Here is a 20897-nt window from a genome sequence, read left to right as displayed (position 1 = left end):
TGCGTTCCCGGCTCGACTACCCAAACATCCCGGGCACGGCCTAGGGTTGCTGTGTGAACGAGCTCGATGTCGTAGGTGTCCGGGTCGAAATGCCCTCCAACCAACCGATCGTGCTCCTGCGCGAAGTGGGAGGCGACCGTTACCTCCCCATCTGGATCGGGCCGGGGGAGGCGACGGCGATCGCTTTCGCCCAGCAGGGCATGGCCCCCGCGCGGCCGCTGACTCACGACCTGTTCAAGGACGTGCTGGAGGCCGTCGGTCAGGAACTCACCGAGGTACGCATCACGGACCTGCGTGAAGGCGTCTTCTACGCCGAGCTGGTCTTCGCCAGCGGGGTCGAGGTGAGCGCCCGTCCGTCCGATGCCATAGCGCTGGCGTTGCGCACCGGCACGCCGATCTACGGCAGTGACGCGGTGCTCGACGACGCGGGCATCGCCATTCCGGACGAGCAGGAGGACGAGGTGGAGAAGTTCCGCGAGTTCCTCGACCAGATCTCGCCGGAGGACTTCGGCTCCAGCAGCCAGTAGCCGTGCGAGACGCCGCCGGTGCGGGCCGGGAGACCCGGCTCGCGCAGGTCGCGGGACACGGTCCCGGCCGTCGACAATGTCGGCATGTGCCGATGGCGCGTGAGAGCGTCCTACGCCCTGCCTCGAGCGCATTCGGCTAGCCTTTCCCCGCGGTGGGGTACGGGAAACCACTCTTAGGGTGATTATCACTCGGCGTGCCGAGTGTGGCGGTCGTTGACGCACCCCTGGTGGCTGCCTACCTTCGAGAAGGCAGGTCGAGGACGGAGGTCGGCGTGGGAAGCAGCGGCGGCGGTAGGGCCGGGGGTGCCCCCGAGCGCGGTTTCGGCGGGAGCGGTCCCCTTCCTTCCCCTGGCTCTCGGCTGCGCTCGAGCAGCGGGTGTCCCCATCCCGGCAGCGCGGCCGATCACGCTCCGCAGCGACCGACGGCCGTGCCGAGCGGCGGAGAGGCGACGTCCATGGCGTCCGAGGAGATCGGCTACCGGGGTCCGACGGCCTGCGCGGCCGCCGGGATCACCTACCGGCAACTCGACTACTGGGCCCGCACCGGACTCGTCGAGCCCAGCGTGCGGCCCGCCTACGGGTCGGGTACACAGCGCCTGTACAGCTTCCGCGACGTCGTCGTCCTGAAGATCGTCAAGCGGTTCCTCGACACCGGGGTGTCGCTGCAGAACATCCGCACCGCCGTCCAGCACCTGCGTGAGCGGGGCTTCAGCGACCTGGAGCGGATGACGCTGCTCAGCGACGGCGCGACCGTCTACGAGTGCACCTCGCCCGACGAGGTGCACGCCCTGCTGCAGGGCGGACAGGGCATCTTCGGCATCGCCGTCGGCGTGGTCTGGCGGGACGTGGAGCACGCGCTGTCCCAGCTGCACGGGGAGCGCGTCGACACGGGCGAGACCCTCGTCGGGCACAACCCCGGGGACGAGCTGGCGCGCAGGCGCAACCGGGCCGTCTAGGCCGGGGCTCGGCCGCCGCAGCGCGACGCGGCGCCGGCTCCGCTGCAGCCGAACGGTGTCAGCTCCGCTGCGCGGGAAGGTGCCGCCCCGGCGTCGGGGCGGCGTTGTCAGTGGTGTGGTGCAGGATCGGACATGTGAGGACCGCGCCCACGATTCTGCATCTGGACATGGATGCCTTCTTCGCGTCGGCGGAGCAGGCATCCAAGCCCAGCCTGCGCGGGAAGGCCGTCGTCGTGGGCGGGCTCGGGCCACGCGGGGTGGTGGCCACCGCGTCGTACGAGGCGCGGGTGTTCGGGGTCCATTCTGCGATGCCGACGGCCCAGGCGCGCCGGCTGGCACCGAACGCCGCGTATCTCACGCCCCGCTTCACCTTCTACCGGGCGATCAGCGAGCAGGTGATGGGGCTGCTGCGGGCGCTGTCGCCGCTGGTGGAGCCGCTCAGCCTGGACGAGGCGTTCGTGGACCTGGAGGCCGGGGGAGTCGCCTGGGACCGCGAGTCGGCGCAGCGGGCGGGGCTGAAGCTGCGCGCGGACATCCGTGCCGTCACCGGACTGACCGGGTCGGTGGGGCTCGCCGCGTCCAAGATGCTCGCCAAGATCGCCTCGGAGCGGGCCAAGCCGGACGGGCTGGTGCTGATCGAGCCGGGTACCGAGCGGGCGCTGCTCGGGCCGCTGTCGGTGCGGACCCTGCCCGGGGTCGGACCGGCGACCGGCGACCATCTGCGGCGAGCGGGGATCACCACGGTCGACGAGATCGTGGAGGCCGGTGAGGACGAGCTGGTCCGGTTGCTGGGCAAGGCCCACGGGCACGGTCTGTACACCATGGCGCTGGCGCACGACGAGCGGCCGGTGGTGGCGGAGCGCGAGGCCAAGTCCGTCTCCGTCGAGGACACCTACGACGTGGACATCCACGACCGGCTGCGGATCGGGCTGGAGGTCCAGAGGCTGGCCGACCGGTGCGTGCGGCGGCTGCGCTCCGCCGGGCTGTCCGGGCGGACCATCGTGCTGAAGGTACGGCGGTACGACTTCTCGACGCTGACCCGGTCGGAGACGCTGCGCGGGCCCACGGACGACCTCGCGGTGGTCCGGGAGGCGGCGCTGCGGCTGCTGGACGCGGTGGACACGACGGGCGGGGTGCGCCTGCTGGGCGTCGGCGTCACCGGACTCGCCGACTACACGCAGGAGGACCTGTTCGCGCAGGCGGCGGGGGAGCGGGCGCGGGTGGAAGGGCCTCAGGAGGACGACGCCGATCACGCGCCGCAGCCCGTTCCCGAGGAACCTGAGCACGCGGAGCGGCACTGGCTGCCGGGGCACGACGTACGGCACACCGAGTACGGGCACGGGTGGGTCCAGGGCAGCGGCCTGGGCCGGGTCACGGTCCGCTTCGAGACACCGGACTCGGAGCCGGGCCGGGTCAGGACGTTCCGGACGGACGACCCCGCGCTGGAGCCGGCGGAACCGCTGCCGTTGGTGCGGCGAAGACCGGACGCTTCGACGGCAGGCCAGGACGACTCGACGGCAGGCCAGGACGCCTCGGGGACACGCCAGGACGCTTCGGGCACGGCCCAGGACGACTCGGTGATAGGCCAGGACGCCTCGGGGACGGCCCAGGACGACTCGGTGACGGGCCCTGACGGCCCGGCTTCGGGGGTGGTCGGCCTGGGGGCCCGGGTCGACGGGCGAGTGGCGGAGGGCGGTGCTTAGCGCGGAGGCGCCAACGGTGGAGGGGTCGGTGGCGGCTCCGCCCCCTCCGACACATCCGCCGGACCCGTCAGGACTCCTCCGTTCCGGCCAGTTTGCCGAAGTCGTGCTCCTGGAGCGGGGCAGGGGCGGCGATGTCGAGGCCGTAGTGGTGGTAGAGCTGGAGTTCCTGCTCCGGGGAGAGGTGGCGGCCCACGCCGAAGTCGGGGGCGTCCTTGATCAGGGCGCGCTCGAAGGGGACGTGCAGTGCGCCCTCGATCAGTTCGCTCGGCTCCAGCGGGACGAAGGCGTCCCGGCTGAACAGGCCCGTTCGTATGGCGGCCCACTCCGGCACGCCCGTGGCGTCGTCGAGGTAGACCTCGTCGACGGTGCCGATCTTGACGCCGCTGCGGTCGAACGCCTTGCGGCCGATCAGGTTGCGCGGATCGATCTCGGTCTGCACGGGCCCTCCACTGGGTCGCAAGACTGTTATAAGCACTACGAAAGAGCACAATCGTGACGGTGGCCACTCGAAGGCCCCGGCGTTGACCTCGCTGGTAGGCTGACAACGGCTGCTGACCCCGTGCGGGAGAGTCCTCCAGACTTCATCGGAGGCGCCGAAGGAGCAAATCCTCCCCGGAATCTCTCAGGCTCACGTACCGCACGGACGAGGTCACTCTGGAAAGCAGAGCGGGTGTCGACGGCTTCCGCTCTCACCGACGGTGAAAGCCGGGTGCTCTCGGGCGCTCCGGTGAAGCTCTCAGGTCGAGATGACAGAGGGGGAGGCCGTTCGGGTACCCGTGCCGTGGTGCCCCTCGAAGGTCGCGTCAGACCAGGAGGCCTCCGCAATGACCGCCCATCGCATTCCGCTCTCCGAGCTCGAGAAGGGGATCCCCTTCGAACAGCGCCACATCGGGCCCGACCAAGAGGCTCGGGCGAAGATGCTCGCCCAGGTCGGGTACGGCTCGCTGGACGAGCTCACCGCCGCCGCGGTGCCGGATGTGATCAAGAACGCCGACGCCCTCGACCTGCCGGGCGCCCGCAGCGAGGCCGAGGTGCTCGCCGAGCTGCGCTCCCTCGCCGACCGCAACCAGGTCCTCGGTTCGATGATCGGCCTCGGTTACCACGGCACCTTCACGCCGCCGGTCATCCTGCGCAACGTCATGGAGAACCCGGCCTGGTACACGGCGTACACGCCCTACCAGCCGGAGATCTCGCAGGGCCGCCTCGAGGCGCTGCTGAACTTCCAGACCATGGTCGCCGACCTCACCGGTCTGCCCACCTCCGGCGCCTCCCTCCTCGACGAGGGCACGGCCGCCGCCGAGGCGATGGCGCTGTCCCTGCGCATGGGCAAGAACAAGAAGGGTCTCTTCCTGGTCGACGCGGACGCGCTGCCGCAGACCATCGCCGTCATCCAGACCCGTGCCGAGCCGACCGGCGTCGAGGTGGTCGTCGCCGACCTCGGCGACGGCATCCCGGCCGACATCGCCGCCCGTGAGATCAACGGCGTGCTGATCCAGTACCCGGGCGCCTCCGGTGCCGTACGCGACATCAAGCCGGTCATCGACCAGGCGCACGAGCTGGGCGCGCTCGTCACCGTCGCCACCGACCTGCTGGCGCTGACGCTGCTGAAGTCGCCGGGTGAGCTGGGCGCGGACATCGCGGTCGGCACCACCCAGCGGTTCGGTGTGCCGATGGGCTTCGGCGGCCCGCACGCCGGTTACATGGCCGTCCGCGAGAAGTTCGCGCGCAGCCTGCCCGGGCGGCTCGTGGGCGTGTCCGTGGACGCGGACGGGAACAAGGCCTATCGGCTGGCGCTGCAGACGCGTGAGCAGCACATCCGCCGGGAGAAGGCGACCAGCAACATCTGCACCGCGCAGGTGCTGCTGGCCGTGATGGCCGGAATGTACGCCGTCTACCACGGGCCTGACGGCCTCAAGGGCATCGCTCAGCGCACGCACCGGTACGCCGCGATCCTCGCCGAGGGGCTGAAGGCCGGCGGCGCCGAGGTCGTGCACGGCGCCTTCTTCGACACCGTCACCGTGCGGGTGCCGGGCCGGGCCGCCGAGGTCGTCGCCGCCGCGCGGGACAACGGGGTCAACCTGTACCCGGTCGACGCCGACCACGTCTCCCTCGCCTGTGACGAGACCACGACCCGCGACCAGCTGGCGGCCGTGTTCGGTGCCTTCGGCATCGAGGGCGACATCGAGGCGCTGGACGCCGCCGCCGGTGACGCGCTGCCGCAGGACCTGCTGCGCAGCGACGCCTACCTGACCCACCCGGTCTTCCACCAGCACCGTTCCGAGACCGCCATGCTGCGCTACCTGCGCAAGCTGTCCGACCGCGACTACGCGCTGGACCGCGGCATGATCCCGCTGGGCTCCTGCACCATGAAGCTCAACGCGACCACCGAGATGGAGCCGGTGACCTGGCCGGAGTTCGGTCAGCTGCACCCCTTCGCTCCCGCCGAGCAGGCCGAGGGCTACCTCACGCTCATCCACGAGCTGGAGGACCGTCTCGCCGAGGTCACCGGCTACGACAAGGTCTCGCTGCAGCCGAACGCCGGTTCGCAGGGTGAGCTGGCCGGTCTGCTGGCCGTGCGCGGCTACCACCGCGCCAACGGCGACGAGCAGCGCACCGTCTGCCTCATCCCGTCCTCCGCGCACGGCACCAACGCCGCCAGCGCCGTGATGGCCGGCATGAGGGTCGTCGTCGTCAAGACCGCCGAGGACGGCGAGATCGACGTCGAGGACCTGCGGGCGAAGATCGAGCAGTACCGCGGCCAGCTGGCGGTGCTCATGATCACCTACCCGTCGACGCACGGTGTGTTCGAGGAGCACGTCGCCGACATCTGCGCCCAGGTGCACGAGGCCGGCGGTCAGGTGTACGTCGACGGCGCCAACCTGAACGCGCTGGTCGGCCTCGCCAAGCCGGGCCACTTCGGCGGTGACGTCTCCCACCTGAACCTGCACAAGACGTTCTGCATCCCGCACGGCGGCGGCGGTCCCGGCGTCGGCCCGGTCGCGGTCCGCGAGCACCTCGCGCCGTATCTGCCGAACCACCCGCTGCAGCCCACCGCGGGTCCGGAGACGGGCGTCGGCCCGATTTCGGCGGCGCCGTGGGGCTCCGCGGGCATCCTGCCCATCTCCTGGGCGTACGTCCGGCTCATGGGCGGTGAGGGCCTGAAGCAGGCGACGCAGGTCGCCGTGCTGTCGGCGAACTACATCGCCAAGCGCCTCGAGCCGCACTACCCGGTGCTCTACACCGGCCCCGGCGGCCTGGTCGCGCACGAGTGCATCATCGACCTGCGCCCGATCACCAAGGCGACCGGCGTGAGCGTGGACGACGTCGCCAAGCGGCTCATCGACTACGGCTTCCACGCGCCGACGATGTCCTTCCCGGTGGCCGGCACGCTGATGATCGAGCCGACCGAGTCCGAGGACCTGGCCGAGCTGGACCGGTTCTGCGACGCGATGATCGCCATCCGTGCGGAGATCGAGAAGGTCGGCTCCGGCGAGTGGCCCGTGGAGGACAACCCGCTGCGGAACGCCCCGCACACGGCCAGTGCGCTCGGCGGGGAGTGGGAGCACGCCTACAGCCGCGAGGAGGCCGTCTTCCCGGCCGGTGTGTCGGCCGCGGACAAGTACTGGCCGCCGGTGCGCCGTATCGACCAGGCCTTCGGTGACCGGAACCTGGTCTGCTCGTGCCCGCCGCTGGACGCGTACGAGGACTGAGACACGCTGAGATGAGTCGAGGGCCCCCGGCTGGGGGCCCTCGTCCGTTTCAGGCCGTCGCCGGGACAACTTCTTGGTGATGGCAGCGGTCGGTTCTGTTGATCAGGGCCCGGACGGGGAATCCCGGGGCTCACGCCGGGTATGCATGGGTCTGTGCCGCCTTGACCGTCGCCCAGACCGGTGCGCCCGGGTGCAGGTCGAGTTCCGCCGCGGCGACCGTGGTGAGGTCGGCGGCCAGCGGCAGTTCCCCGGTGAGGTCGGCGCGTATCTGGTCGCCGTGGGTCTCCAGGCCCGCCACCTCGCAGCGCCACAGGTTGCGGGCGCTGGAACCGGTGGGGCGATCCCGGTGCAGGGTGACCGCGCCCGGCGGGAACGCGACGAAGACCGCGCCGGTGAGGTGCTCGGTGGTGGTGATCCCGGGGCCCGCCTCCAGCGTCACGGTGTGGCCGTCGGCGCGGCCGCGGTAGAGGTTCAGGCCGACCAGCTGGGCGATGTAGTCGGTGCGCGGGTGGCGGGCGATGTCGGCGGGGGTGCCCTCCTGGACCACCCGGCCGTGCTCGATCACCACCAGGCGGTCGGCGAGCACCATGGCGTCCAGCGGGTCGTGGGTGACCAGGACGGCCACGGCCTCGAACTCGGCGAGATGACGGCGCAACTGGGCGCGCACCTCCAGCCGCGTGCGGGCGTCCAGCGCGGCCAGCGGCTCGTCGAGGAGCAGCAGCCGGGGACGGGTGGCGAGCGCGCGGGCCAGGGCGACGCGCTGGGCCTGGCCGCCGGACAGACGGCGTGGCTTGGCGCCGGCGTGCTCGGCGAGGCCCATGCGCTCCAGCCACGCGGCGGCCTCGGTGCGGGCCTCGGCCTTGCTCGCGCCCCGGCAGCGCGGCCCGAACGCCACGTTGTCCAGGGCCGTCAGATGCGGGAAGAGGAGATAGTCCTGGAAGACGACACCGACCGGGCGCGATTCCGGCGGCGTACGGTCCAGGCTGATGCCGTCGAGGCCCAGCCGGCCACCACTCAGCGGGGTGAGCCCCGCCAGGGCGCGCAGGGCGGTGGTCTTGCCGGCGCCGTTCGGACCGAGCAGGGCGACGACGTCGCCGGGCGCGGCGGCCAGGGTCACGTCGAGCCGGAAGGTGCCGCGGTCGACGACGAGATGGGCGTCCAGGCCCTCGGCGCCTCGGGCGGGGGCGGTGGTCGTCGACTGCTCGGTGTCGGTCATGAGGCGGTCATCCATCGGTCCCGCAGCCCCGCCAGCACGGCCACGGACACCGCGAGCAGCACCAGGCTGAGCGCGATGGCCGCCGCCGGGTCGTTCTGGAGCGCGAGGTAGACCGCGAGGGGCATGGTCTGGGTACGGCCGGGGAAGTTGCCGGCGAACGTGATCGTGGCGCCGAACTCCCCGAGCGCCCGCGCCCAGGCGAGCACCGCACCCGCCGCGACACCCGGCGCGATCAGCGGCAGGGTGACCCGGCGGAAGGCGGTGAAGCGGGAGGCGCCCAGGGTCTGTGCTGCCTCCTCGTAGCGGCGGTCGGCTGCGCGTAGCGTGCCCTCGACGCTGATGACGAGGAAGGGCATCGCCACGAACGTCTCCGCGAGGACGACCCCGGTCGTGGTGAACGGCAGGGTGACGCCGAACCAGGAGTCCAGCCACTGCCCGATCACGCCGTTGCGGCCGAGGGCGAGCAGCAGGGCGACACCGCCGACCACGGGCGGCAGGACGAGCGGCAGGGTCACCAGGGCGCGCACGAGACCGCGGCCGGGGAACTCGGTGCGGGCCAGCAGCCAGGCCAGCGGGACGCCGACGAGAATGCTCAGCGCGGTCGCCGCGGTGGCGCAGATCAGGGACAGCTGGAGCGCCTGCCACACCTCGGTGCTGGTCAGCTGGTCCGGCAGGCTGCCCCAGGGGGCCCGGATCAGCAGGGCGACCAGGGGCAGCACCAGGAACGCCAGTCCCAGCAGCGCCGGCAGCAGCAGGGGCAGGGGGACGCCCGAGCGGGCGCGGCGGCGCCGCGGACCGCCCTGAAGGGTGTCCGCGGCGCCGGTCTTGCCCAGGGACGTCACGGTTTCAGGAACCCGGCCTCGGTCAGCACCTTCTGGCCCTCGGCGGACTTGACCAGGTCGATGAAGGCCCGGGCCGCGGCGGCGTTGGGGGCGTCCTTCAGCAGGGCGATCGGGTAGTCGTTGACGGCCTTGGCCGACTCGGGGAACTCCACGCCCTGCACCTTCTCACCGGCCGCCTTCACATCCGTCTTGTACACCACGGCGGCGTCGGCTTCCTTCAGCTCGACCTTCGTCAGGGCGCTCTTGACGTCCTGCTCGTAGGAGACCGGGGTGAGCGTCAGACCGCTCGCCTTGAGGGCCTTCTGGGCGGCGGCGCCGCACGGCACCGTCTTGTCGCACAGCACGACCTTCAGGCCGGACTTGGTGAGGTCCTTCAGCGAGGCGACCTTGCCGGGGTTGCCCGGCAGGGTGGCGATCTCCAGCTGGTTGCGCACGAAGGTGGTCGGCGACGCGGCCGTGTCCTGGGCGTCCGAGACGATCTTCATGGTCTTCGGGCTGGCGGCGGCGAACAGGTCGGCGGGGGCGCCTCCGGTGATGCTCGCCGCCAGGGAGTCGCTGCCGCCGAAGTTGAAGCTGACCTCGGTGCCCGGGTGCTGCTTCTCGAATTCCTGGCCGAGGGCCGTGAAGCTCTCCTTGAGGGAGGCGGCCGCGAAGACGGTGACCGTGCCGGACACCTTCGGCGACGACGAGGCGCTCGACTTGCCCGAGTCGTCGGGGGAGCCGGCCGAACCGGACGAGTCGGAGGACGAGGAGCACGCGCTCAGCACCAGCAGCGCGGCGGCCGACGCGCCGGCGATCGACAGGGTCCGGCGGGCGGGGCGGGTCATCACGGGGCGACTCCCTCAGTGCTCACGGTGGAGGCAGCCCGGTGGACCCCTCCCATGCCCGATCATACTGACGCATCTGCCAGGGAGAAGTCTGCTGTCGCATCGCATGAGCCAAGGTCGATGAGGTCAGGGGTGGCATGTGCGTTCGTACGGTGCCGGTGTCCCGTTCCCCTGTGGTGCCGGTTCAGGCGCGGTCGATGTGTACGTTTGTCGACTTCACGCGGGCGGTGGCCTCCATGCCGACCTCCAGGCCCAGCTCCTCCACGGCCTCCCGGGTCAGCAGGGAGACCAGCCGGTGCGGGCCGGCCTGGATCTCCACCTGGGCGGCCACGTCACCGAGCTTGATGGCGGTGACGATGCCGGGGAAGGCGTTGCGCGCGGAGGTGTACGGCGTCTCCTCCCCGTCGGTGCCCGCCTTGGCGAGTTCCACGGAGAACGCCGCCAGGTCCCGTCCCTCGATCAGCCGCCGTCCGCTCTCGTCGCGGTGGGTGGTCACGCGGCCGGCGTCCGCCCAGCGGCGCGCGGTGTCGGGGCTCACGCCGAGGAGCCGTGCTGCCTGGCCGATTGTGTAGGACTGCATGCCGGTCACGATAAGGGCGCCGGCGGCACGCACCCGATGCGGGGCGGCCGGTGTGTCAGCCCGTGTGGACGCGGGGGCGCCGCTCACGGTCCGGTTCGGCCTCCCGCAGCACCTCGCGCGTCACCGGGGCGACCTCGCCCGAGCCGAACAGGAAGAAGCGCAGGAAGTTGGTGAACGGATTGCCCTCGGTCCACTCGAAATAGATGTGCGGGGTGCAGGCCGTGGTGTCGCGGACGTGCAGCAGCAGCGCCGCCAGGGCGTTGGGCACGGAGGGGGACTCCAGGGTGAGGACCCGGTAGCGGCCGTGCAGGACCTCGCCGCGCACGGTGAGGCCGCCCTCGAACTCGGAGGGGTCGGTGACGGTCACCTCGGCGAAGACGAAGTCGTCCTGCTCCGGCATGTCGTTGTCCTCGCGGATCTGCTCGATCTTGTCGCGGTACTCCGCCTTGTCGCGCCGGTCGGGCTCGTTGGCGATGAACCGCATCTTCCGGCTGGCCATGTCCCGTATGAACCGCTCGGCCATCGGGTCGAGCGTCACGCTGGTCACCCGCAGCTCGAAGGCGCGCAGCAGGCGCGACAGCAGGGAGATGAGGATGATGCCGGCGATGAAGCAGGCACCGATCTTCACGCCGTCCGGGCGCTCGATGACGTTGACGACCGTGGTGTAGAGGAACACCGCCGAGATCACCGCGAAGCCGATGGTCCAGCCGCGCTGGCCGGCCTTGCGGGCGGCGATGGTCACCGCGATCGCGGCGGAGCTGATGAGCACCAGCACGCCGGTGGCGTAGGCGCCGCCCTGCTTGTCGACGTTGGCGTCGAAGATCCAGGTGACCAGGAACGCGACCAGGATGAAGACGAGGACCATCGGGCGCACCGCGCGGGCCCAGTGCGGGGCCATGCCGTAGCGGGGCAGGTACCGGGGCATCAGATTGAGCAGCCCGGCCATCGCGGAGGCTCCGGCGAACCACAGGATGGCGATGGTGGAGATGTCGTAGACCGTGCCGAAGGCGCCGCCGAGGTAGTGGTGGGCGAGGTAGGCCAGCGCGCGGCCGTTGGCGGCGCCGCCCGGCTCGAACTCCCGCTCCGGGATCAGCAGCGTGGTGATGAAGCTGGTCGCGATCAGGAAGCAGCTCATGATCAGGGCAGCGGTGGTCAGCAGCTTCTTGGTGTCCCGGATACGGCCCGCCGGATCGGCCTCCGTGTCACCCGGATCGCCCTTCACGTGCGGCATCACCGCGACGCCGGTCTCGAAGCCGGAGAGGCCGAGCGCCAGCTTGGGGAAGACGAGCAGGGCCACACCGACCATCGCAAAAACGTTTCCGTGCTCTGCGGTCAGAGCGCTGGACCAGTCGGTGACGAGATGCCCGGCGGTGACCACGTGGTAGAAGCCGACGATCACGACGACCACGTTCAGCAGCAGGTAGATGCCGACCAGGACGACGGCGACGCCGACCGCCTCCAGGAAGCCCTTGAGGAACACCGCGCCGAGCAGGGCCACCAGCAGCAGCGTGATCAGCATCTGTTTGTCGTGCAGGGCACCGGTCAGATGCGGGTTCTCCACCAGGTGTGTCGAGGCGTCGGCCGCCGACAGGGTGATGGTGATCAGGAAGTCGGTGGCGGCGAAGCCGAGCAGGGTGAGCACGAACAGCTTGCCCTGCCAGAACGACAGCAGCCGCTCCAGCATCGCGATCGACCCCTCGCCGTGCGGGCTCTCCTTCGCCACCCGGCGGTAGACGGGCAGTGCGCCCGCCAGAGTGACGATCACCAGCACGAGGGTCGCCACGGGGGAGAGCAGGCCGGCCGCGAGCGCGGCGATGCCGGGCTGGTAGCCGAGGGTGGAGAAGTAGTCGACACCGGTCAGGCACATCACCCGGTACCAGCGCTGTCCCTTGTGCGGGGGCTCCGGCACGGCGTGCGGCCCGGTGTGGCCGCCGTCCTTGCCCATGTCGGACAGCCCTTCCAGCATCCAGGTGCGCAGGCGACTGGGAGGGGGGTGCTCGGTGGTGGCCATCGGGATGCTCCTGAAGTGCGGCTCGGCGTGTGGATTCGGCCATCACGCGGTCGGCGGCACCAGCGTATGCGGAGCGTGACGTACGGGCCTTCGGATCAAGGGCCGGGGGGCGTCAATCTTGCGTTAAGAGTGGCGGTGCCGGTGCGGTTCGAGTGCCGGTGGCGCGGGCTCGGGGCGAGGGGACGGCTATGGCGCCGACGGGGAGTGCGCGGTGACCGGCCCGAGGGGCCGGGAGGCTCCCGGGCAGGTCCGGGAGGGGCGCCGGGACGGGTCCGCGGCGCCCCCTCGGGCACGGAACGCGCGTCGGCGGGGAGGCCGGCGTACCCGCGAGCGCCACGGCCGCGCCGGACCGCGACGTCGGTCGGTCGAGGTGCCGGGCGCTGTGCCCGCCGCTCATGGAAGCGGGCGGCGGGGGCGTGGACAACCCCCCGGGAAGGTTCTCTTACCGGGTCCTGAGTGGACGGGGGCTCGGCCGCCGCCGTAGGACGTACGAACGCCCTCAAGGGCGGGTCGGGTGGCGTCAGGGAGGCGTCGACGCAGGACGCGAGAGAGGCGATCGAACACTCGGCCGCCGGCCACCCCGTCAGGCCCGAGCGGCGCTGATCCTTGCCGGGGCACGCGAGCCGGCGAAGGGCGCGCAGTGTGCGGGGCCGGTGCGCAGCGGTGGCTGCGGGCCGGCCCCGGGGAGGTGGAGGATCAGGCGGCCGTCATCACCCGGCCGGTGTCCAGCGGGCGGTGCGGCGCGATGATCTTGCCGTTCGGCAGAAGTTCGCCGGTGTCCTCGAAGAGGAGTACGCCGTTGCACAGCAGACTCCAGCCCTGCTCCGGGTGGTGCGCCACGAGACGGGCGGACTCCCGGTCGGCTGAGTCGGCTGAAGGGCACGGCGGCTGGTGCTGGCACATGGTGGGTGGGATCTCTCGCTCTGTTGTGGTCATGTCCGCCCCCGTTGGAAAGTCGGTCGGAACCCAGTGTTGCCCCACGGGCGTCAATCCGCAGGGATTTCGCAGCACCGCTTCTTCACAGAATGATGACGCATCACCCGCGCGGCCGGTTCAGCCGACTGACGTGCACATTCAGGTGGTTTCCGATGGCCGTGGGTGACTAGTCCGGACGGGTGGGGCGACCATTCGAACTCGTACGAGCGATGAATTGCTCGTACGAGCGAATTGACAGCGGAGTTACCGCATGCGCGGGCCCCGCTTCCGGTGCGGAGGCGGGGCCCGGTGTGCCGGAGGTCAGGCGGGCTGGCCGAGCAGCGGGGCCGGGGTGGCTCGCAGGGTGAGGACGGGCAGCAGGTCGGAGACCGCGTGCGGGCGGTGGGCGGCGATCCCCGGCGGCGCGGGCGCCAGCGGCACCAGCAGGTCCGTGGCCTGCGGATGCCCCGCTGCCCCGTCCGCCGTGCAGTCCCCGTGCAGCCACAGGGTGAGCATGTACAGCCCGGGCACGGACAGCAGCCGCGCCTGATACGGCTGCGCCACCGACTCGGCCTGGCGCAACGCCCGCTCGGTGGAGGCGACGTAGGGCCCTTCGAAGAAGTGCGAGAAGGCCCAGCCGTCGGGTGTCAGCCGGGTCTCGGCCGCCGCCACCGCGCGGTCGCCGCAGCGGATCAGGAAGCGCCAGCCGGCCAGCCGCGTGGCCCGCACCCCCTCGGGGGTGATCGCGTCCAGCACGTGCACGGGCAGCGGCAGATCGGGCGTCGCGGGGCCCTCGGCGTTGCGGAGGGAGGGAGTGGGTGCTTGGCGGACCGCGGTCGGGGAACCGAGTGCCGTGAGGACGGAGCGAAGTGCGGGCGCGGGAGCCGGGGGTACATGCAGCGGCATGGTGGGTCGCCTCTCATTCGGCAGGCACGGTGGCGTGAGGGCGGGGCGTGGGCGGACGACGCTGTCAGCTCTCGGGATCAGGGGTCGGCAAGGCGGGGTCCGGGGTCGGAGTGTGAAAGAGGTGCGCAGTGGCCCGTCATCCGTCACCTTCGACGACAAGCCTTCGACCGCGGGCGCCAACCTGCTGCCCTGTCGGGCGAGTTTATACGACACATGTTCAGCCTGTGTTTCATCTAGCCGCTTCCGGAGCACACGGCAAGAGACTATTCGGTCGGCGATTCGCGGGAATCATCCCGATTCCACAGGGGCTGAACGGCGGTGACCTCGGGAAGTGCAGATCCAGCGGTCGGCCAATTCTCGTCGGCGTTTTTTACGAGATCCATTCCCGGGGAAAATGCCCGGAGCCGTATGCCTTGCGAATGTGCCACTGGACAACCCGCCGGACAACCCGGCAAGCCTAGCCGCTCACGCTCGTGCGCGCATGCGTTATGGATCGCTTCGGCTGGGCATCATCCCCCGTGCACCGGACACCGGAGGCCCGATGACCGGGCACCCGCCCCACCTGAGGAAGGGACGCTTCGATGGGCGAGAAGGTCGTGGCAGGCTCGTTCGACCTGTCCGATCGCCAGCGCTACCGCGACAAGCTGCAACAGTGCCTGACGGGGCTTGAGCGGCTACTGGCACAGCAGCGGTTCGATCGCCCGAAGAACCTGATGGGGCTGGAGATCGAGCTGAATCTGGTGGGCGCCGACGGCCTGCCGAAAATGCTGAACGCCGAAGTGCTGGAACGCATCGCGAGCCGGGACTTCCAGACCGAACTCGCCATGTTCAACCTGGAAGTGAACATAGCCCCCCACCGGCTCGGAGACCGGGTATTCGACCGGCTCGCCGAGGAACTCCGCATCGCGCTGGCCTACGCGGACCGCAAGGCGGCCGAGGTCGACTCCGGAATCGCGATGATCGGGATTCTGCCCACCCTGGACCGGGACGACCTGGTCTCGTCCAATCTTTCCGACGTGGACCGCTACACCCTGCTCAACGACCAGATCGTCGCCGCCCGCGGTGAGGACTTCACGCTCGACATCGAGGGCGTGGAACATCTGCGCTGCACGTCCAGGTCGATCACCCCGGAGGCGGCCTGCACCTCCGTGCAGCTGCACCTCCAGGTCACCCCGGGCCGCTTCGCCGACGTGTGGAACGCCGCTCAGGCCATCGCCGCCGTGCAGGTGGCCCTCGGTGCCAACTCGCCGTTCCTGTTCGGCCGCGAGCTGTGGCGCGAGTCGCGGCCGCCGCTGTTCCAGCAGTCCACCGACACCCGACCGCCCGAGCTCAAGGCCCAGGGCGTGCGGCCGCGCACCTGGTTCGGCGAGCGGTGGATCACCTCGGCGTACGACCTGTTCGAGGAGAACCTGCGCTACTTCCCGGCACTGCTGCCGATCTGCGACGAGGAGGACCCGCTCGAGGTGCTCGACGCCGGCGGCACCCCCAAGCTCGCCGAACTGGTCCTGCACAACGGCACGGTCTACCGCTGGAACCGGCCCGTCTACGACGTCGCCGACGGCGTCCCGCACCTGCGCGTGGAGAACCGCGTGCTGCCGGCCGGCCCGACCGTCACGGACGTGGTCGCGAACGCGGCCTTCTACTACGGCGTCGTCCGCGCCCTTGCCGAGGACACGCGGCCGGTGTGGAACCGGCTGCCGTTCGAGGCCGCCGCCGCCAACTTCGACACCGCCTGCCGCTACGGCATCGACGCCCGCATGGAGTGGCCGCGGCGCGGCCGGCTCGGCGGCACGACCACCGTCGACGCGGTCAGCCTCGTCCGGGACGAGCTCCTGCCGCTGGCGGAGGCGGGACTCGACGCGTGGGGCATCGAGCCCGCCGACCGCGACCTGTACCTCGGCGTGATCGACGAGCGGTGCCGGCGGCGCGCGAACGGGGCGACCTGGCAGGCGGCCACCTTCCACCGCGCGCAGGAGAAGGGCCTGTCCCGCGAGGCGGCCCTGGCCGCGACGACGCGGCGCTACTGCGAGCTGATGCGCAAGGGCGACCCGGTCCACAGCTGGCCGGTGGGGCTGCCGGAGCCGGCGCCGCTGGGGTGAGCGGCGCTCCTGCGGGGCGTGCGGCGCTTCGCGGGTTGCCTGGCCCGGGACGCGCCCTGCAACGGGGGCCGACGGACTCCGCCCTGCGCTGATCGGGCATGCTGTGACCTCCCACGGTGTGCAGGCGGAGGCGGGCCAGGTGACCGAGACTTTTCCCGAACAGCGGCTCTCAGGACGGATCTTCCGTGACGAGACGCTGCTCGTCCTGGGGCTCTCGCTCGGTGCGAGCGGAGTGTCCGCGCTGATCAGCTTCGTCGGCTCGGTGACCAAGCCGGGCGGCCTCAAGGACCAGGCGGCCACGCTCAACGCCTCCGCCGCGCCGGGCCGGCCCTGGCTCGACCTCGCCTGGCAGCTGTTCGGCATCGCCACCGCGCTGGTGCCGGTCGCGCTCGTCGCACACCTGCTGCTGCGGGAGGGCGGGAGCCTGCGCACCCTCGGCTTCGACCGCACCCGCCCGTGGCCCGACCTCGGCCGGGGCGCCGCGATCGCCGCGGTGATCGGCAGCACCGGTATCGCGTTCTACCTGGCCGCCCGTGGCCTCGGCTTCAACCTGACCGTGGTGCCCGAGGCGCTGCCCGCCGTGTGGTGGAAGTACCCCGTGCTGATCCTGTCGGCGGTGCAGAACGCGGTCCTCGAAGAGGTCATCGTCGTCGGCTATCTGCTGCGCCGGCTGCGCCAGCTGGGCTGGACGCCGGGCACCGCGCTGGTCGCCAGCTCCGTACTGCGCGGCTCCTACCACCTCTACCAGGGCATCGGCGGCTTCCTCGGGAACATGGCGATGGGCGTCGTCTTCGTGTGGCTCTACCGCCGCTGGGGACGGGTCGGTCCCCTGGTGGTGGCGCACTCCCTGCTCGACATCGGGGCGTTCGTGGGCTACGCGCTGCTGGCCGGCAAGGTGGGCTGGCTGCCGACGGCCTGAACCGCCGGCAGCGCACCGTCACGGCCGGGTGAGCAGGTCGCCCTCGATCACGGTGACCGCCCGGCCGCTCAGCAGCGTCCGCTCACCGCGCACCTCGGTGCGCACACGGCCCGAGCGCGGTGAGGCCTGCAGGCCCGTGAGGTCCGGGCGGCCGAGGCGCTCGGCCCAGAACGGAGCCAGAGCGGTGTGGGCGCTGCCCGTGACCGGGTCCTCGTCGATGCCGACGTTGGGGAAGAAGCAGCGCGAGACGAAGTCGTAGCCGCGCGCCGGGTCCTCGGCGCGGGCGGTGGCGATGATGCCCCGCTCCGACAAGGCGGCCAGCGCCTTGTGGTCCGGAGCCAGGCCGTGCACGGTCTTCTCGTCGGCCAGCTCCAGCAGCAGGTCGCCGATGTCCGGGCCGGTGTCGAAGACGGCGCGCGGCTCGGCGCCGAGGGCCCCGGCGACCCCGGCCGGGACCTCGACGGGGGTGAGCGGTGCGGTGGGGAAGTCCAGCGTGATCGAGCCGTCCTCGCGGGGCGTGGCGATCAGTACGCCGCTGCGGGTGGCGAACCGTACCGGGCCCTCGTGGGCGCCGGTGGTGTGCAGGACGTGGGCGGTGGCGAGGGTGGCGTGGCCGCACATCGCGACCTCGGTGGCCGGGGTGAACCAGCGCAGCGCCCAGTCGGCCTCGCCGCCCGCGGGCAGTCGGTGGGCGAACGCGGTCTCGGCGTGGTTGACCTCCAGGGCCACGTTCTGCAGCCAGTCGTCGGCCGGGAACGAGTCGAGCAGGAGCACCCCGGCCGGGTTGCCGGCGAAGGGGCGGTCGGTGAAGGCGTCGACGATTCGAATGCGCATGGCCCGACGGTAGTGGCGGCGGGAAGCCGCAGACCAAGGCCAATTCGGCGGTGCTGGACCGGTCGGGGGTGGGGGAGTTCGTGCAGGGGCCGGGGCGTAGGGGTGCGCAGGGTCTTGTCTTGCGAACAGTTTCGATATATCGTTGAAACATCGTGAAAGATCGACGATCGAATGACAACCGGAATGGAGAGTGATCGCGATGCGTACCCACGGTTTCGAGCACGGACATCGGCACGGCGGCCCCGGGCGTGGCTTCGGTGGCTTCGGTGACGAGGGGCGGCGTGCGGCCTTCGGTCCCTTCGGGCCGGGTGGGCCCGGCTTCGGCCCCGGTGGTCCCGGCTTCGGCGGGCACGGCCCCTGGGGCGGGCGAGGGCGCGGCGGACCGCGCGGACGGGCGCGGCGCGGCGACGTACGGGCCTCGATCCTGGCCCTGCTGAAGGACCGGCCGATGCACGGCTACGAGATGATCCAGGAGATCGCCGCACGCAGCGGCGGTGCCTGGAAGCCGAGCCCCGGCTCGGTGTACCCCACCCTCCAGTTGCTGGAGGACGAGGGGCTGATCAGCAGCGAGTCCGAGGGCGGCAAGAAGCTCTTCTCGCTCACCGAGGCGGGCCGTACGGCGGCCGAAGAGGGCCCGGACGCCCCTTGGGAGGAGGCATCCCGGGGGATCGACTTCGAGGCGCTCGGCGAGATCCGCCAGGCGGGCATCGGCCTGATGGAGGCCTTCGGCCAGGTCTGGAAGACCGGCACGAAGGAGCAGCGCGACAAGGCGCTGGCCGTCCTCAACGACGCCCGCAAGAAGCTGTATCTCATCCTCGCCGACGAGGACTGAGCGATACGGCGGTGAAGGCGCCCCGCGCGGTCATGCGCGGGGCGCCTTCGCGTGATCTCATCCGTAAGGAGGAGATGCCGGCCGCGTCGGTCCACTCCTCGTGGGACGCGGAAATGCTTCGCGCCGTGGATGCGGGCGCCCCTCGGGACTGATGGGGTGGGGGAGTGCACCCCCATATGCCGCAGCAAGCCATCCGCGACCAGGGCGTCCGCCGCGCCGACAACGATGTCCCGCTGGGCGCCGAGCAGGCCGCGGTGGTCGCCGGTGCCCGGCGCCGGGCGCTACGGGACGGGGACCGGCATGTCGACACCGCCCACCTCCTGCACTCCCTGCTCGAGTCCGACCCCGACGTGCGCGCCGTGTTCGAGGCGGCGCAGGCCGCCCGGTTGCTCGGCTATCTCGTCCAGCGCAGCATCGGCTACGGCCTGCGCTGGCAGACCGCCGTGGAGGACTCCGGCGCGCTGCCCGCGACGGGCCCGGCCGAGGGCTACTCCCCGCTGGCCGCACTCGCCGTGAGGCGGACCGAGGAGCGCGCCGCGCGGCACGGGCGCCCGGCCCGGGGCGTCGACCTGCTCGCCGCGCTCGTCGCGGACCCCGAGGCGCGCGCCGTCCAGGTGCTCGACCACGCGGGGATCGACACGCGGGAGCTGTCCGCGCGTCTTTCCGCTGAGCCGCCGCTTGCCTCCGAGCCGCTGCTTTCCCCTGAGCCGCCGCGTTCCGCTGAGCCGCGCCTTGCTTCGGACCCCGCCCGGGAGCCGTCCGACGACGTCGGATCGTCCAGCCGGTGAGACAGGTGCCATAGGGGATGACGCTCCTGTCGCGCCCTGCCATCATGTGCCGGTGCATACGTCTGGAAGCATTCAGGGCGGCCGCGGCAAGGGTGCCGGGCTGTCACTCGCGCTCGTGTCGGCCCTCGCCTTCGGCGGGTCCGGAGTCGCGGCCAAACCGCTGATCGAGGCGGGTCTCGACCCGCTTCACGTGGTGTGGCTGCGGGTGACCGGCGCGGCCCTGGTGATGCTGCCGCTCGCCGTCCGGCACCGCGCGCTGCTGCCCCGCCGCCCGGTGCTGCTCGCCGGTTTCGGGCTGCTCGCCGTCGCCGGCGTCCAGGCGTTCTACTTCGCCGCGCTGTCCCGGATCCCGGTCGGCGTGGCGCTGCTCATCGAGTACCTCGCCCCGGCTCTGGTGCTGGGCTGGGTGCGGTTCGTCCAGCGGCGGCCGGTGACGCGGGCGGCGGCGCTCGGCGTGGTCCTCGCCGTCGGCGGTCTCGCCTGCGTCGTCGAAGTGTGGTCGGGGCTGAGCTTCGACGCCCTCGGCCTGCTGCTCGCGCTCGGCGCCGCCTGCTGCCAGGTCGGCTACTTCGTCCTGTCCGACCAGGGCAGCGACTCCGGCGCAGACGCCCCCGACCCGCTCGGCGTCATCGCCTACGGTCTGCTCGTCGGCGCGGCCGTGCTCACCGTCGTGGCCCGCCCCTGGGGCATGGACTGGTCCGTGCTCGCGCACACCGCCCGGATGGACGGCACGCCCGTCGCGGCCTGGCTGCTGCTCGCGTGGATCGTCCTGCTCGCCACGGTCGTCGCCTACGTCACCGGCGTGCTCTCCGTGCGCCGGCTCTCCCCGCAGGTGGCCGGCGTGGTGGCCTGCCTGGAGGCGGTCATCGCGACCGTGCTGGCCTGGGTGCTGCTCGGCGAGCACCTGTCCGCCCCGCAGATCGTCGGCGGGGCGGTGGTCCTGGTCGGCGCGTTCATCGCCCAGTCCTCGACGCCCGCGAAGGGCCCGGCGGACCCGGTGGCGGCCGACGGCGCGGAAAGGGAGTTGTCGGCCCGCGGAACGGCTGCATAGGGTGCCGGTCATGCCTTCGGACGCACTCGTTCTTCCGCCCCCGGCCGCCTGAGGCGGGCCATCCGGTGAAGTACGCCAGGCGCGCGTCGCCGGGCCGAACGGTGCTGCCCGCAGAAGACGTCAGCGGACCCCGCACGGACGGGGTCCTTCCACGACCTTCTGCCTTCTGCGGAGAGAACGC

At 71.6% G+C, this 20897-nt stretch carries 18 protein-coding genes and 1 riboswitch; of the genes, 9 read left to right on the top strand and 9 right to left on the bottom strand.

Features of this window, described 5'->3' with window-relative positions:
• The first annotated feature begins 53 nt into the window (after positions 1-53).
• The 3 genes from AB0J12_RS20240 (at position 54) to AB0J12_RS20230 (ending at position 3186) form a co-directional block, all read left to right on the top strand.
• Entirely contained in the window at positions 54-527 is a 474-nt protein-coding gene (locus AB0J12_RS20240; RefSeq protein WP_363265694.1) for a bifunctional nuclease family protein, read from the top strand.
• Positions 528-799: 272 nt separating this feature from the next.
• Positions 800-1483: a MerR family transcriptional regulator gene (locus tag AB0J12_RS20235; RefSeq protein ID WP_363265693.1), complete on the top strand. Its 684-nt coding sequence runs from the start codon at positions 800-802 to the stop codon at positions 1481-1483.
• A 134-nt stretch (positions 1484-1617) separates the two neighbouring features.
• A complete protein-coding gene (locus AB0J12_RS20230; protein ID WP_363265692.1) occupies positions 1618-3186 on the top strand; it encodes a DNA polymerase IV in 1569 nt (522 codons plus the stop codon).
• A 67-nt stretch (positions 3187-3253) separates the two neighbouring features.
• Here AB0J12_RS20230 and AB0J12_RS20225 read toward each other — a convergent pair whose 3' ends face one another.
• A complete protein-coding gene (locus AB0J12_RS20225) occupies positions 3254-3625 on the bottom strand; it encodes a PRC-barrel domain-containing protein (protein ID WP_363265691.1) in 372 nt (123 codons plus the stop codon).
• A gap of 113 nt (positions 3626-3738) precedes the next feature.
• Positions 3739-3834: riboswitch (glycine riboswitch) on the top strand.
• A 176-nt stretch (positions 3835-4010) separates the two neighbouring features.
• Here AB0J12_RS20225 and gcvP point away from each other — a divergent pair.
• A complete protein-coding gene (gene gcvP, locus AB0J12_RS20220; protein WP_363265690.1) occupies positions 4011-6896 on the top strand; it encodes an aminomethyl-transferring glycine dehydrogenase in 2886 nt (961 codons plus the stop codon).
• Between the two features lie 130 nt (positions 6897-7026).
• On the opposite strand, the gene AB0J12_RS20215 is transcribed toward gcvP, so the two are convergent.
• The 7 genes from AB0J12_RS20215 to AB0J12_RS20185 all read right to left on the bottom strand — a co-directional run bounded on the left by AB0J12_RS20215 (position 7027) and on the right by AB0J12_RS20185 (position 14193).
• Positions 7027-8112, bottom strand: coding sequence for an ABC transporter ATP-binding protein (locus tag AB0J12_RS20215; protein WP_363265689.1), 1086 nt, complete (start codon positions 8110-8112; stop codon positions 7027-7029).
• Positions 8109-8954: a molybdate ABC transporter permease subunit gene (gene modB / locus AB0J12_RS20210; protein ID WP_363265688.1), complete on the bottom strand. Its 846-nt coding sequence runs from the start codon at positions 8952-8954 to the stop codon at positions 8109-8111. The genes AB0J12_RS20215 and modB overlap by 4 nt, the downstream gene beginning before the upstream one ends.
• Entirely contained in the window at positions 8951-9781 is an 831-nt protein-coding gene (gene modA / locus AB0J12_RS20205; protein ID WP_363265687.1) for a molybdate ABC transporter substrate-binding protein, read from the bottom strand. The genes modB and modA overlap by 4 nt, the downstream gene beginning before the upstream one ends.
• A gap of 184 nt (positions 9782-9965) precedes the next feature.
• Positions 9966-10361 (bottom strand): helix-turn-helix transcriptional regulator, encoded by a 396-nt coding sequence (locus AB0J12_RS20200; RefSeq protein ID WP_363265686.1) that lies wholly within the window; start codon positions 10359-10361, stop codon positions 9966-9968.
• Between the two features lie 55 nt (positions 10362-10416).
• Positions 10417-12372, bottom strand: coding sequence for an amino acid transporter (locus tag AB0J12_RS20195; RefSeq protein WP_363265685.1), 1956 nt, complete (start codon positions 12370-12372; stop codon positions 10417-10419).
• 696 nt (positions 12373-13068) lie between these two features.
• Positions 13069-13275, bottom strand: a complete 207-nt coding sequence (locus AB0J12_RS20190) for a DUF5999 family protein (RefSeq protein ID WP_363265711.1) — start codon at positions 13273-13275, stop codon at positions 13069-13071.
• A 333-nt stretch (positions 13276-13608) separates the two neighbouring features.
• A complete protein-coding gene (locus AB0J12_RS20185) occupies positions 13609-14193 on the bottom strand; it encodes a hypothetical protein (RefSeq protein ID WP_363265684.1) in 585 nt (194 codons plus the stop codon).
• A 581-nt stretch (positions 14194-14774) separates the two neighbouring features.
• Here AB0J12_RS20185 and AB0J12_RS20180 point away from each other — a divergent pair.
• Both AB0J12_RS20180 and AB0J12_RS20175 read left to right on the top strand, forming a co-directional pair.
• On the top strand, positions 14775-16292 hold the full coding sequence (locus AB0J12_RS20180; protein WP_363265683.1) for a glutamate-cysteine ligase family protein: 1518 nt from the start codon (positions 14775-14777) through the stop codon (positions 16290-16292).
• A gap of 118 nt (positions 16293-16410) precedes the next feature.
• Positions 16411-17211: a type II CAAX endopeptidase family protein gene (locus tag AB0J12_RS20175; protein ID WP_363265710.1), complete on the top strand. Its 801-nt coding sequence runs from the start codon at positions 16411-16413 to the stop codon at positions 17209-17211.
• Between the two features lie 18 nt (positions 17212-17229).
• Here the strand turns inward: AB0J12_RS20175 and AB0J12_RS20170 are convergent, their stop codons facing one another.
• Complete coding sequence (locus AB0J12_RS20170) at positions 17230-18045, bottom strand: PhzF family phenazine biosynthesis protein (protein ID WP_363265682.1); 816 nt, start codon at positions 18043-18045, stop codon at positions 17230-17232.
• 199 nt (positions 18046-18244) lie between these two features.
• Here AB0J12_RS20170 and AB0J12_RS20165 point away from each other — a divergent pair, with 199 nt between their 5' ends.
• The 3 genes from AB0J12_RS20165 to AB0J12_RS20155 all read left to right on the top strand — a co-directional run bounded on the left by AB0J12_RS20165 (position 18245) and on the right by AB0J12_RS20155 (position 20716).
• Complete coding sequence (locus tag AB0J12_RS20165) at positions 18245-18877, top strand: PadR family transcriptional regulator (RefSeq protein ID WP_363265681.1); 633 nt, start codon at positions 18245-18247, stop codon at positions 18875-18877.
• Positions 18878-19053: 176 nt separating this feature from the next.
• On the top strand, positions 19054-19665 hold the full coding sequence (locus tag AB0J12_RS20160) for a Clp protease N-terminal domain-containing protein (protein WP_363265680.1): 612 nt from the start codon (positions 19054-19056) through the stop codon (positions 19663-19665).
• Positions 19666-19711: 46 nt separating this feature from the next.
• Positions 19712-20716 (top strand): EamA family transporter, encoded by a 1005-nt coding sequence (locus AB0J12_RS20155; RefSeq protein ID WP_363265679.1) that lies wholly within the window; start codon positions 19712-19714, stop codon positions 20714-20716.
• Positions 20717-20897: the final 181 nt, after the last annotated feature.

The sequence above is a fragment of the Streptomyces sp. NPDC049915 genome, from assembly GCF_040656475.1.
Lineage (GTDB): Bacteria > Actinomycetota > Actinomycetes > Streptomycetales > Streptomycetaceae > Streptomyces.
Note: the sequence above shows the minus strand (reverse complement) of the source record. Positions and strands in the feature narration are given on the sequence as shown.

Excerpts from the sequence above, each read along its gene's own strand:
- gcvP (WP_363265690.1), top strand. The coding sequence starts at position 4,011 with ATGACCGCCCATCGCATTCCGCTCTCCGAGCTCGAGAAGGGGATCCCC.
- AB0J12_RS20215 (WP_363265689.1), bottom strand. The coding sequence starts at position 8,112 with ATGACCGACACCGAGCAGTCGACGACCACCGCCCCCGCCCGAGGCGCC.
- modA (WP_363265687.1), bottom strand. The coding sequence starts at position 9,781 with ATGACCCGCCCCGCCCGCCGGACCCTGTCGATCGCCGGCGCGTCGGCC.
- AB0J12_RS20200 (WP_363265686.1), bottom strand. The coding sequence starts at position 10,361 with ATGCAGTCCTACACAATCGGCCAGGCAGCACGGCTCCTCGGCGTGAGC.
- AB0J12_RS20195 (WP_363265685.1), bottom strand. The coding sequence starts at position 12,372 with ATGGCCACCACCGAGCACCCCCCTCCCAGTCGCCTGCGCACCTGGATG.
- AB0J12_RS20190 (WP_363265711.1), bottom strand. The coding sequence starts at position 13,275 with ATGTGCCAGCACCAGCCGCCGTGCCCTTCAGCCGACTCAGCCGACCGG.
- AB0J12_RS20185 (WP_363265684.1), bottom strand. The coding sequence starts at position 14,193 with ATGCCGCTGCATGTACCCCCGGCTCCCGCGCCCGCACTTCGCTCCGTC.
- AB0J12_RS20180 (WP_363265683.1), top strand. The coding sequence starts at position 14,775 with ATGGGCGAGAAGGTCGTGGCAGGCTCGTTCGACCTGTCCGATCGCCAG.
- AB0J12_RS20170 (WP_363265682.1), bottom strand. The coding sequence starts at position 18,045 with ATGCGCATTCGAATCGTCGACGCCTTCACCGACCGCCCCTTCGCCGGC.
- AB0J12_RS20165 (WP_363265681.1), top strand. The coding sequence starts at position 18,245 with ATGCGTACCCACGGTTTCGAGCACGGACATCGGCACGGCGGCCCCGGG.
- AB0J12_RS20160 (WP_363265680.1), top strand. The coding sequence starts at position 19,054 with ATGCCGCAGCAAGCCATCCGCGACCAGGGCGTCCGCCGCGCCGACAAC.